We start from the raw sequence: 11,615 nt of genomic DNA, 5'->3' as shown, positions 1-11,615 counted from the left end.
TTGGCCAAGAAGGACGAGAAGTCGAAGAAGAACGCCCCGCTGATTGGCATCGACATCGGCGGCACCGGGATCAAGGGCGGGATCGTGGACCTGAAAAAGGGCAAGCTGGTCGGTGATCGCGTCCGCATCCCGACCCCCCAGCCTTCCACGCCGGAATCCGTGGCAGAGGTGGTGGCCCAGGTCGTCGCCGAGCTGTCGGCCCGGCCGGACGCACCGGCCCCTGACTCGCCGGTGGGTGTCACCTTCCCCGGCATCATCCAGCACGGTGTGGTCCACTCCGCCGCCAATGTGGACAAGTCGTGGCTGGAAATGGACATCGACGCCCTGCTGACCGCCCGGCTGGGCCGCCCCGTGGAGGTCATCAACGACGCCGACGCCGCCGGCCTCGCGGAGGCCCGCTTCGGCGCCGGCGAATTCGTGGAGGGAACCGTGCTGGTCATCACGCTCGGCACCGGTATCGGCTCCGCCTTTATCTTCGACGGCAAGCTTGTCCCCAATGCCGAGCTCGGACACCTGGAGATTGACGGATTTGACGCCGAAAGCAAGGCGTCGGCCGTGGCCCGGGAGCGGGACGGCCTGAGCTGGGAAGAGTACAGCGTGCTGCTGCAGCGGTACTTCTCCCATCTGGAGTTCCTCTTCTCGCCCGAACTGTTCATTGTCGGGGGCGGCATCTCCAAGCGCGCCGACGAATACCTGCCGCGGCTGCAGCTGCGCACGCCGATTGTCCCGGCGGAACTGAAGAACGAGGCCGGCATCGTCGGCGCTGCCCTCGAGATCGCGCTGAAGCACAAACTGGCCAAGTAGCAAAGAGAGCTATCACTCCGGGTCGTTCTGAACGCTGATAACGACCCGGAGTGATAGCTCTTTGTTAGGTGGTGCCGGTGGTGGCCGCGGCTTCCCCTCCACTGCCACCACCGGAGTCTGTGGGCCGGCACCGCTGAAGTGCCTAGAGCGGGCTCTTCTGCTGGCTCGTGCCGTCGCGTCGCGTGGTTTCAGCCTCGTGCCGGAGCAGGGAGATGGCGGCTTCGAAATCCTCGAGGGATTCAAAGGCCTGGTAAACGCTGGCGAAGCGCAGGTAGGCGACCTCGTCCAGCTTCTGGAGCGGATTGAGGATGGCCAGGCCGACCTCATGGGCTTCGATCTCCGCGGCGCCGGACGCCCGGATGGTCTCTTCGACTTCCTGGGCGAGCATGGCTAGGTCGTCCTCGGTGACGGGACGGCCCTGGCAGGCCTTGCGGACACCGTTGATGACCTTGCTGCGGCTGAAGGGCTCTCCGACGCCGGACCGCTTGATCACGGTGAGGCTGGTGGTCTCGACGGTGGTGAAGCGGCGGCCGCACTCGGGGCACTGCCGGCGGCGCCTGATGGCTGAGCCGTCATCGGCCATCCGGCTGTCCACCACGCGGGAATCAGGGTTGCGACAGAACGGGCAGTACATGTCGTTTCCTCCCCTGCCGCTGCTTGACGGACGGACGCCGGAGAACACCTGCGGTCCGTCGGAGCGTTGGCTCCGGAATCAGTTTACGACTAGATCTAGCTGAATAACAAGCCTGTAATTACTACATGTTGTGGTCAGGAGCCGTCAGCGAACCTGGCCGTAACCGCTTCGCCGTGCGCCGGCAGATCCTCCGCCCCGGACAGGCTCACGATGTGTCCGCTGACCGCTTCCAGGGCGGCGCGCGAGTAGTTGACGACCTGGATGGCGCGCAGGAACGTGGTCACGTTCAGCCCCGAGGAGAACGCGGCGGTGCCGCTGGTCGGCAGCACGTGGTTGGACCCGGCGCAGTAGTCGCCGAGGCTGACGGGGCTGTAGTCCCCTACGAAGATCGCCCCGGCGCTGCGGATCCGGCCCGCGACGCCGGCCGCATCCGCCGTCATGATTTCCAGGTGTTCGGCGGCGTAGGCGTTGCACGCCGCGATGCCCTGGTCCAGGTTGTCCACCAGAACAACGCCGGACTGCGGGCCGGAGAGCGCCTCACGGACCCGTGCACTGTGCTTGGTCGCCGCCGCCTGGCGCTCGAGTTCCACCCGGACGGCGGCGGCGAGGTCCACGGAGTCTGTGATCAGCACGGACGCCGCCTTGGGGTCGTGCTCGGCCTGGCTGATCAGGTCAGCCGCGACCAGGCCCGGCCGCGCGGTGGCATCGGCCAGGATCGCGATCTCGGTGGTGCCGGCCTCGGAATCGATGCCGACGACGCCCTTGACGAGGCGCTTCGCCGTGGCGACAAAGACGTTGCCCGGGCCGGTGACGACGTCAACGGGGTCCAGTCCGGCCTTCTCCTCCGCGGCGGGGATGCCGTAGGCGAAGGCAGCGATGGCCTGGGCGCCGCCGATTGCATAGACCTCGTCAATCCCGAGCAGGCACGCTGCGGCAAGGATCGTGGGGTGCGGGAGCCCGCCGAAGTCCTTCTGCGGCGGGGACGCCAGGGCGATGGACTCGACGCCGGCCGCGAGGGCTGGAACGACGTTCATGATCACGGAGGACGGGTAGACGGCGAGTCCGCCGGGGACGTAGAGGCCCACCCTCGCCACCGGAACCCAGTTCTGGCTGACGACGGCGCCCTCGCCGAACTCGACGTCGGTATCCGCCGGGCGCTGGGCGTCGGCAAAACGCCGGGCGCGCCGGATGGACTCTTCCAGTGCGGCCCGCACGGCGGGATCGAGCCCGGCCAGGGCCTGCGCCAGCGCTTCGGCGGGGACGCGGGGGTGCGACTGCTCCACGCCGTCGAAGGCGCGGGCCAGCTCGCTGAGCGCCTCGAAGCCGCGGGAGCGGACCGCGTCGATGATGTCCAGGACCTTTTGCTCGGCGTCCGCCATGGTGCCGGCCTGGGCCCGGGGCACCGCCGCACGGAGGCCGGCGAGGGTCAGCCGCTGGCCGCGCAGGTCGACGGTGCGGAAGTTGAGATCGGCGGGAACCGGGGGCGCGGTCACGGCGGGCACGGGGCTGTCAGCTGAAAGGGTCACCCGTTCATTTTACGTGCCGCCCCGGCAGGTCCCGCTCCTGTTACTTCGGGACCGGCATGTCGGGGCTGCCCGGCTGCGGCGTGGTGAAGACAGTATTCAGGAAGATCGCCAGTGCGGCGGCGCCCGGCCAGATCGCCAGGACAGCGAAGGAGCGCAGGGAAAAGGCGGTACTGGCGCCGGCCGCGGCCTCCGCCGGCGTTCCCCACCACAGGCCGCACACGACGCCGGTCCCCCAGGCCGCGAGAGCGCCCAGGGCGCCGGCACCTACCGTGCGGAGAACGTCCCGGCCGGATGGCCCGCCGTGCTTGCTGCCGGAGGCGACCGCGCCGCAGATGCAGCCGGCGAGCAGGAACAGTCCGGCCAGCACGAGGTCCCGCGGCAGCCAGCCCTCCGTGTTGCCGCCGCTCCGGAGCTCCGGATTGCCGGACAGGAGATTCATCCCGGACGGTGCGAGCAGCCACCACAGCACCCCCACGGGAACCCCGGCGGCGACGATGACAGCGGCCTTCCGCCACGGCGGCGTGCGGGCGGTCCCGGGCACCGGCGGCGTGCGGGCGGTCCCAGGCACCGGCGGGCCGGCCGGCGGGGCGTCCTGCTGGAACGGGCCGTTTGGTGCGGGCTGAGTCATGAACAAACCTTAACAAGGTTTCCGCGGCAACAAGCTTTCCGCCGGGCGGGCACATAACGCCGCGCGTCTCCGGATGACGTGCCACATGACGCCTCCGGGTAAACAAGTACCGCGGCCGCTCGCAGGCGCAATACGCTGGCGGGGTAGGAATATCACACACGTGCAGCAGGGAGTTGGATCGCAGTGGCCACAGAGGATCAAGCCTTCGAGGGAACCTTCAGGGAGATGTTCCGCCGGCACGCGGCAGGCGTGGCCATCATCACCGCCAACTTCAATGGTGTCCCGGTCGGCTTCACGGCGACGTCGGTGGCCTCGCTGTCGGCCAAGCCTCCCCGATTCACCTTCAACATGGCCCGCACGTCGAGCTCCTGGCCGGCTGTGGCCAACACCACCTACATCGGCGTCCACATGCTCGGGCTGGACAACCAGGAGCTGGCCGACCGTTTTGCGCGGACCAGCAACCGCTTCGAGGGCGATCACTGGGAACTCGGACCGCACGGAGTGCCGGTCCTGAATGACGTTGCCGGCTGGCTGATCGGCAAGGTCCAGATGCGGCTCTCCTTCGAGAACAACGCCGTGGTGGTGGTCGAGGTCGTCGAGGGTGCCGTCGGCGCAGACGGCGCTCCCCTGCTGTACCACTCGGGCTCCTACAGCCAGCCTGCGCCGCTGGATTACGAGATCTGAGGCCCCCACCAGGGCCGGCGCTTCCGGCCGGACCGGTGGTCCCGTCGGCCCAGGCCGGCTAGTTGTCCAGGCAGGTCGGGCCGAGCAGCACCTTCAGGTCCCCGAACAGTGAGGGGCTGGGGTTGACCCGGAGGTGGACGGGCAGGCCCATGATCTCCACCCGGGAGTCCCCCTGCAGGTGCAGCCGGACCTCGGACTTGCCCCGGTGGGTCCGCAGCACATCGCCGAGCTCGGTCACGACGGCTTCGGTCGCCTTGTGGGTCTGCATGGTGATCACCAGCGGGCCGTTGAGCCCCTCGCTGAGGTCCGGGACGGAGAGTTCCATGCAGTTCAGCGCGACGGCGCCGTCGTCGCGGCGCTGCAGCCGTCCCTTAACAACCACGATCAGGTCTTCGGCCAGCACCGAGGCGATGGGGCCGTAGACCTGGCCGAAGAACATAACCTCGACGGAACCACCCAGGTCCTCGATTTCCGCGCGGGCGTAGGCGTTGCCGCTGGCTTTCGCGATCCGCCGGCTCAGCGAGGTGATCATGCCGGCGATGGTGACGATGGCGCCGTCGTGCGGTCCGTCCTCGGCGATGATCGAGGTGATGGACTGGTCTGCGTGCTGGCTCAGGAGCCCTTCGAGCCCCTGCAGCGGGTGGTCCGAAACGTAGAGGCCCAGCATGTCGCGTTCGAAGGAGAGTTTGTCCTTCTTCTCCCATTCGGGAAGGTCCGGGATTTCGATGCTGAGCGACGCCTCGGATTCGGCTTCGTCGAACCCGGCGAAGAGGTCAAACTGGCCGATCGCCTCGTTGCGTTTGAGCGTAATGACGGAATCGATGGCTTCTTCATGGATCATCGCCAGGGCGCGCCGGTGGTGATTGAGCGAGTCGAACGCACCGGCCTTGATCAGCGACTCGATGGTGCGCTTGTTGCAGACCACGGCCGGGACCTTCACGAGGTAGTCCTTGAAGGACGTGTACGCCCCTTCCTTTTCGCGTGCCGCCACCATGGCCTCGACGACGTTGACCCCGACGTTGCGGATGGCTCCCATGCCGAAGCGGATGTCGGTTCCGACCGGGGTGAAGTTCAGCGCGGATTCGTTGACATCCGGCGGCAGCACGGTGATGCCCATCCGCCGGCATTCGTTGAGGTAGATGGCCGACTTGTCCTTGTCGTCGCCGACGCTGGTCAGCAGGGCAGCCATGTACTCGGGCGCATAGTGGGCCTTGAGGTAGGCGGTCCAGTAGGAGATCACGCCGTAGGCCGCCGAGTGCGCCTTGTTGAAGGCGTAGTCGGAGAACGGGAGCAGGATGTCCCAGAGGGTCTTGACCGCTGCCATGGAGTAGCCATTGTCCTGCATGCCCTGGGAGAATCCGGCGAACTGCTTGTCCAGTTCCGATTTCTTCTTTTTGCCCATCGCCCGGCGCAGGATGTCGGCCTGGCCCAGAGTGTACCCGGCGAGCTTCTGAGCCACGGCCATGACCTGCTCCTGGTACACGATCAGGCCATAGGTGCCGCCGAGGATTTCGGCGAGTGGTTCCTCGAGCTCCGGGTGGATCGGGATGACGTCCTGGATCTTGTTCTTGCGCAGCGCGTAGTCGGTGTGCGCGTTGGCGCCCATGGGACCGGGCCGGTAGAGGGCCAGGACAGCCGAGATGTCTTCGAAGTTGTCAGGCTTCATCAGCTTGAGCAGCGACCGCATGGGGCCGCCGTCGAGCTGGAAGACACCCAGGGTGTCGCCGCGGGCCAGCAGGTCATAGGACGCCGCGTCGTCGAGGGCGAGGGAGTCCAGGTCCAGGTCCTCGCCGCGGTTCATTTTGATGTTTTCCAGGGCATCGGAAATGATCGTGAGGTTCCGCAGGCCGAGGAAGTCCATCTTGATCAGGCCGAGGCCTTCACATGTGGGGTAGTCAAACTGGGTGATGACCTGGCCGTCCTGAAAGCGGCGCATGATCGGGATGACGTCGATGATCGGGTCCGAGGACATGATGACGCCGGCCGCGTGGACACCCCACTGGCGTTTCAGGCCCTCGATGCCGAGAGCCGTTTCGAACACCTTGGCGGCTTCCGGGTCCGTAGCGACGAGCTGCCGGAAGTCCCCGGCCTCGCTGTAGCGCTTGGAGTCCTTGTTCTGGATGTCCGCGAGCGGGATGTCCTTGGCCATGACGGCCGGCGGCAATGCCTTGGTCAGCTGCTCGCCCATGCTGAAGGGGTAGCCCAGCACCCGGGAGGAGTCCTTGAGCGCCTGCTTGGTCTTGATGGTGCCGTAGGTGACGATCATGGCAACGCGTTCGTCGCCGTATTTGCGCGTCACGTAGTCGATCACTTCGGAGCGGCGCCGGTCATCGAAGTCGACGTCGAAGTCAGGCATGGAGACGCGGTCCGGGTTCAGGAAGCGCTCGAAGATCAGCCCGTGTTCCAGCGGATCAAGGTCGGTGATGCGCATGGCGTAGGCCACCATCGACCCTGCACCCGAGCCACGTCCCGGGCCCACCCGGATGCCGTTCTTCTTGGCCCAGTTGATGAAGTCGGCCACGACGAGGAAGTAGCCGGGGAATCCCATCGAGGTGATGACACCGAGTTCGTAGTCCGCCTGGGTGCGCACCTTGTCCGGCACGCCGCCCGGGTAGCGGTAGGCCAGTCCCGTGGCCACTTCCTTGACCAGCCAGGAGTTCTCGTCCTCCCCGGGAGGGCAGGGAAAGCGGGGCATGTAGTTGGCGCTGGTGTTGAACGAGACTTCGCAGCGCTCGGCGATCAGGAGCGTATTGTCGCACGCCTCGGGGTGGTCGCGGAACAGTTCACGCATCTCCTGCGGGGATTTCAGGTAGTAGCCGCTGCCCGAGAACGCGAACCGGGAACCGCCGTTGTCGTAGCTGGGCTCCAGGAGGGTCGAGCCGGACTGGATGGCCAGCAGGGCCTCGTGCGCCTTGGCATCGTGCTCGTGCGTGTAATGCAGGTCGTTGGTGGCCACGAGGGGCAGATTGAGTTCCTTGGCCAGCCGGAGCAGGTCCCCGGTGACGCGCCGCTCGATGTCCAGGCCGTGGTCCATCAGTTCGCAGAAGTAGTTTTCCGCCCCGAAAATATCGCGGAATTCGGCGGCGGCCTCCACCGCTTCCCGGTACTGGCCAAGCCGAAGCCGGGTCTGGACCTCCCCGGACGGGCAACCGGTCGTGGCGATCAGCCCTTCGGAGTAGGTGTTCAGCAGCTCGCGGTCCAGCCGCGGCCATTTGCCGAACACCGCATCCAGCGACGCGAGGGAGGAGGCACGGAAAAGGTTGCGCATGCCCTTGTTGTTGTAGCTGAGCAGCGTCATGTGCGTGTAGGAGCCGCCGCCGGAGATGTCGTCCTTGCGCTGGTTTTCCTCACCCCAGCGGACGCGCGTCTTGTCGGTGCGCGCGGTTCCGGGCGTGACGTAGGCCTCGACGCCGATGATCGGTTTGATGCCCTTGTCCGTCGCCTTTTTCCAGAAGTCGAAGGCCCCGAAGAGATAGCCGTGGTCCGTGGTGGCAAGGGCGGGCATGCCCAGCCGCTCGGTTTCGTCGAACAGTTCCCCCAGCCGGGCGGCACCGTCCAGCATGGAGTATTCGGTGTGGTTGTGGAGGTGCACGAACGAGTTGTTGCTGGAAGTCACCGAACCATTCTAGTGCCGGGCGGCGACCTTTCCGGCACGGCACCCCGCCGCGTGGCCGGACAGGTCCGACCGGGGCGGGCCGCTCAGGCCTGTCCGGACTCCAGGACGTCCAGCGCATAGCGCAGGTCCTGCGGGTACTCGCTGGTGACGGTGACCCGCTCACCCGTCCGGGGGTGGTCGAAAGACAACTGCCGGGCGTGCAGCCACTGCCGGGTGAGCCCCAGGGTCGCGGCAAGACGCGGGTCCGCGCCGTAGGTCAGGTCGCCGGCGCAGGGGTGGCGCAGTGCCGCGAAGTGGACCCGGATCTGGTGCGTGCGGCCGGTCTCAAGGTGGACTTCCACCAGGGAGGCCTTTCCGAACGCCTCGAGGACCTCGTAGTGCGTGATGGAGTCCCGGCCGTCCTCGATCACGGCGAACCGCCAGTCGTGGCCCGGATGCCGGCCGATCGGCGCGTCAATCGTGCCGGCCAGCGGGTCCGGCAGGCCCTGGACGACGGCATGGTAGACCTTGTCCACGGTGCGCTCCTTGAAGGCACGCTTGAGCGCCGTGTAGGCCTTCTCCGTCTTGGCGACCACCATCACTCCGGAGGTCCCGACGTCGAGCCGGTGGACGATGCCCGCGCGCTCCGGCGAGCCGGAGGTGGAGATCCGGTAGCCGAGGCCGGCGAGGCCGCCGACGACGGTGGGTCCGACCCAGCCGGGCGAGGGGTGCGCGGCCACACCGACCGGTTTGTCGATGACAACGAACTCGTCATCGTCCAGCAGGATGTTCAGGCCTTCCACGACTTCCTCCACAATTTCCAGGGGGTCCCGGCGTTCCGGGACGACGACGTCGAGCACGGCGCCGGGGGCAAGCTTGAGCGATTTTCCGACCGTTTTGTCCTTGCTGAGGACGTTGCCCTCGGCGATCAGCACAGCGGCCTGCGATCGGGAGATGTCCATGAGTTTCGCCAGTCCGGCATCCACCCGGGTCCCCGCGAGTTCGTCCGGGACCACCAAGCGGTACGACGCAGCAGCGGCGGCGGACGCCTCATCCCCGGCGTCCAGGTCGTCGGAGTCGTCGGGAAGGAGGTCCTCCGGCAGGAGGTCCTCCGGCAGCACGCCGCCCGCCCCCAGCTCTTCCGGCGTCAGGTCCTCCGGGGTCGTGGGGCCGGACGCTGGGTCCTTAGGAGTCATGTTTGACGGTGTCCTTCGTCGGGTGCGTGCCGTCCAGGGGGATCCCCCGCAGGGTAAGCAGGCAGATGATCACCACGGAGGACACGACGGCGGAGTCGGCGATGTTGAAGATTGCAAAGTTGGGGACCTGGATGAAGTCCACGACGTGGCCCATCGCGAAGGAGGGCTCACGGAAGAGCCGGTCCGTGAGGTTGCCCAGCGCACCGCCGAGCAACAGTCCGAGCGCCAGGGCCCACCAGAGCGAGCCCAGTTTCCGCAGTTGCAGCAGGATCGCGATCGAGACGGCGGTCATGATGATCGTGAATACCCACGTGACGTTTTCGCCGATCGAGAAGGCAGCGCCGGAGTTCCGGATGTAGTACCAGTGCAGCAGCGGCGGAAGCACGGGGATCCTCTCCCCCTCGGTCATGTTTCCCGTGACCCACAGCTTTGTCAGCTGGTCAAAGACGTAGGCGAACACCGCCAGGCCGAAGAATGCGGCGAGCAGCAGGGCCCGCTTCGGCCGAGGCCTGGGAGGCTCTGCCTGGGCGGACCCAGCGGGTTGCACGGCGTCGGGAGAAGGTGCGTCAGTCATAAGGCTTTCGTTGACAAGCCAGTCCGGGGACTGGGTGCTCGGTTGCGGGTCACGGCCGCCGGCCGGACCTGCGGTTAATGGCAAAAGCCGGCGGCCGAGGAATCCTCAGCCACCGGCTTTCAGAATACTTGCTAAACGCCTAGCTGGTGGCTTCGACCTCAGGGGCCGCCACGGAGCCGCGGGCATCCAGATCACGCAGCTGGCCTTCGATGTAGGCCTTCAGGCGTGAACGGTAGTCGCGTTCGAAGCCGCGGAGCTGCTCGACCTTGCGTTCCAGCACGGAGCGCTGCTGCTCGAGGGCACCGAGGATCTTGCGGGACTTCTCCTGGGCGTCGTTGACGAGGCTGCTGGCCTCGATCTGCGCTTCGGCGATGATTTTGTCGCGCTGCTGCTGGCCGTCTGCGACGTGCTTGTCGTGCATCTGCTGCGCCATGGCGAGCAGGCCTGCGGCGGATTCGGCGGCCGGGGTAGCCGCGGCGCGTGCCGGGGCAGCTGCCTGCTCGGCTTCCTTCTTCTTCGCGACTTCAGCGGCCTTGGCGGCTTCAGCAGCCTTGGCCTTGGCCGCGGCTTCGGCTTCGGCCTTGGCGCGGTCTTCCTTCTCGACCTTGACGGGTGCCGGAACCTTTTCCACGACGGGAGCCGCGGCGGCGGAGCTGGCAGGCGTGCCGGCGCCCAGTTCGGCGAGCTTCTTGCGCAGCTCGTCGTTCTCCTGGTTCAGTCGTCGCAGTTCAACGACGATCTCGTCCAGGAAGTCATCAACTTCATCCTGGTCGTAGCCTTCGCGGAACTTGGTCGGCTGAAAGCGCTTATTGACAACGTCTTCTGGCGTCAAAGCCATCTGTTCACCTCGTTGGTCTAGTTAGTCAGTAGGCCTTCCGGCCGTCAAAACTACGGTACCTAAATATGGTCTGGTTCCTCTAATTCAACACCGCAGTGTCAAACCGGAGTTTCTAACTGTTTCAGGCAGCGGACCGGGTCCGCCGCCCACTACGCCGAGATCGGCTGGGAAACCACGAGGAACTTGGCAACCGACATGGCGATGGTGACTGCCACGAACAGCAGCAGGAAGCCGAGATCCAGTGATATTCCACCGAGCCGCAGCGGCGGAATAAGCCGCCGTAGCAGTTTGATGGGCCGGTCTGTGACTGAATACACAGCGTGGGCCGTGACGAGGGCCGCGCCGCGCGGCCGCCAGCCGCGTGCGAACATCTGCACCCAGTCGAAGATCAGCCGGATGATGAGGGCAACAAAGAACAACAGCAGGGCGATATAGACAAGTCCGAAAACAATTCCCATGAGCTAACTCATATCTCCGTGTTCATTCCGGATACCGCAGTGTCCGCTTGATGGTTACGCCTCTATTTCAACACGGATAATTCAGCAAGGATGCCAGACGGGTGTCCTCGCCTGGCATCCTTGACGAAAATAGTCGACTAACTCTGGTTGAAGAAGCTTGCCTGCGTCTCGCTGACCTTCTTGTCGTCGCCGATGACTTCAACGTAGGACGGCGACAGCAGGAACACCTTGTTCGTCACCCGCTCGATGCTGCCGCGCAGGCCGAAGACCAGCCCGGCCGAGAAGTCGACGAGCCGCTTCGCATCCGCCTCGCCCATGTCCGTAACGTTCATGATCACGGGGATGCCGTCACGGAAGCTCTCGCCGATGAGCTTGGCGTCGTTGTAGGACCGCGGGTGGATCGTGGTGATCTGGCGGAGTCCGGTGTGCTCTTCGCGGCTCGAGGCCGCTCGCTTGATGGGTGTCACAGGTGCGCGATATTCCTCTTCAGCGGCGTAGGGCTCTTCCCTGGGGGCCTCGCGGACGGGCGCCGGTGCACGGCGTTCCTCGCGGTCATGCTCCATGGAATCGTCCTCATCCTTGTGCGATGTTTGGTGCTCGGACTCGTAGTGTTCGTCGCCATCGGCGAGCCCAAGATAGATCATTGTCTTGCGCAGAGCGCCGGCCATGGTCGACTCC

At 66.1% G+C, this 11,615-nt stretch carries 11 protein-coding genes; 2 read left to right on the top strand and 9 right to left on the bottom strand.

Annotation, left to right across the window (positions count from 1 at the left end):
* Complete coding sequence (gene ppgK / locus J2X01_RS16685; protein ID WP_310059887.1) at positions 1-804, top strand: polyphosphate--glucose phosphotransferase; 804 nt, start codon at positions 1-3, stop codon at positions 802-804.
* A gap of 142 nt (positions 805-946) precedes the next feature.
* Here the strand turns inward: ppgK and nrdR are convergent, their stop codons facing one another.
* The 3 genes from nrdR to J2X01_RS16670 form a co-directional block, all read right to left on the bottom strand.
* Positions 947-1,438, bottom strand: coding sequence for a transcriptional regulator NrdR (nrdR, locus tag J2X01_RS16680; protein ID WP_310059884.1), 492 nt, complete (start codon positions 1,436-1,438; stop codon positions 947-949).
* A gap of 134 nt (positions 1,439-1,572) precedes the next feature.
* Positions 1,573-2,964: a histidinol dehydrogenase gene (gene hisD, locus J2X01_RS16675; RefSeq protein WP_310059881.1), complete on the bottom strand. Its 1,392-nt coding sequence runs from the start codon at positions 2,962-2,964 to the stop codon at positions 1,573-1,575.
* 40 nt (positions 2,965-3,004) lie between these two features.
* Positions 3,005-3,592 (bottom strand): hypothetical protein, encoded by a 588-nt coding sequence (locus J2X01_RS16670; protein ID WP_310059879.1) that lies wholly within the window; start codon positions 3,590-3,592, stop codon positions 3,005-3,007.
* Positions 3,593-3,817: 225 nt separating this feature from the next.
* On the opposite strand from J2X01_RS16670, the gene J2X01_RS16665 reads away from it, so the two are divergent.
* Complete coding sequence (locus tag J2X01_RS16665; protein WP_310059947.1) at positions 3,818-4,276, top strand: flavin reductase family protein; 459 nt, start codon at positions 3,818-3,820, stop codon at positions 4,274-4,276.
* A 58-nt stretch (positions 4,277-4,334) separates the two neighbouring features.
* On the opposite strand, the gene dnaE is transcribed toward J2X01_RS16665, so the two are convergent.
* The 6 genes from dnaE to J2X01_RS16635 all read right to left on the bottom strand — a co-directional run bounded on the left by dnaE (position 4,335) and on the right by J2X01_RS16635 (position 11,605).
* Positions 4,335-7,892 (bottom strand): DNA polymerase III subunit alpha, encoded by a 3,558-nt coding sequence (dnaE, locus tag J2X01_RS16660; RefSeq protein ID WP_310059875.1) that lies wholly within the window; start codon positions 7,890-7,892, stop codon positions 4,335-4,337.
* Between the two features lie 83 nt (positions 7,893-7,975).
* Positions 7,976-8,890: an RluA family pseudouridine synthase gene (locus J2X01_RS16655; protein WP_310059946.1), complete on the bottom strand. Its 915-nt coding sequence runs from the start codon at positions 8,888-8,890 to the stop codon at positions 7,976-7,978.
* Between the two features lie 166 nt (positions 8,891-9,056).
* Positions 9,057-9,641 carry a signal peptidase II gene (lspA, locus tag J2X01_RS16650; RefSeq protein ID WP_310059871.1) on the bottom strand — a complete coding sequence of 195 codons (585 nt, stop codon included), beginning with the start codon at positions 9,639-9,641 and terminating at the stop codon, positions 9,057-9,059.
* Positions 9,642-9,780: 139 nt separating this feature from the next.
* Positions 9,781-10,479 carry a DivIVA domain-containing protein gene (locus J2X01_RS16645; RefSeq protein WP_310059868.1) on the bottom strand — a complete coding sequence of 233 codons (699 nt, stop codon included), beginning with the start codon at positions 10,477-10,479 and terminating at the stop codon, positions 9,781-9,783.
* A 149-nt stretch (positions 10,480-10,628) separates the two neighbouring features.
* Positions 10,629-10,937, bottom strand: coding sequence for a YggT family protein (locus J2X01_RS16640; protein ID WP_310059866.1), 309 nt, complete (start codon positions 10,935-10,937; stop codon positions 10,629-10,631).
* Positions 10,938-11,074: 137 nt separating this feature from the next.
* Positions 11,075-11,605, bottom strand: a complete 531-nt coding sequence (locus tag J2X01_RS16635; RefSeq protein ID WP_024366221.1) for a cell division protein SepF — start codon at positions 11,603-11,605, stop codon at positions 11,075-11,077.
* Positions 11,606-11,615: the final 10 nt, after the last annotated feature.

It is taken from the genome of Arthrobacter ginsengisoli, from assembly GCF_031456935.1.
Lineage (GTDB): Bacteria > Actinomycetota > Actinomycetes > Actinomycetales > Micrococcaceae > Arthrobacter > Arthrobacter ginsengisoli.
This window is presented reverse-complemented; position numbering and strand designations above follow the sequence as displayed.

Coding starts and splice junctions, on each gene's coding strand:
- J2X01_RS16640 (WP_310059866.1), bottom strand. CDS start 10,937: ATGGGAATTGTTTTCGGACTTGTCTATATCGCCCTGCTGTTGTTCTTT.
- nrdR (WP_310059884.1), bottom strand. CDS start 1,438: ATGTACTGCCCGTTCTGTCGCAACCCTGATTCCCGCGTGGTGGACAGC.
- J2X01_RS16665 (WP_310059947.1), top strand. CDS start 3,818: ATGTTCCGCCGGCACGCGGCAGGCGTGGCCATCATCACCGCCAACTTC.
- lspA (WP_310059871.1), bottom strand. CDS start 9,641: ATGACTGACGCACCTTCTCCCGACGCCGTGCAACCCGCTGGGTCCGCC.
- J2X01_RS16635 (WP_024366221.1), bottom strand. CDS start 11,605: ATGGCCGGCGCTCTGCGCAAGACAATGATCTATCTTGGGCTCGCCGAT.
- J2X01_RS16670 (WP_310059879.1), bottom strand. CDS start 3,592: ATGACTCAGCCCGCACCAAACGGCCCGTTCCAGCAGGACGCCCCGCCG.
- J2X01_RS16645 (WP_310059868.1), bottom strand. CDS start 10,479: ATGGCTTTGACGCCAGAAGACGTTGTCAATAAGCGCTTTCAGCCGACC.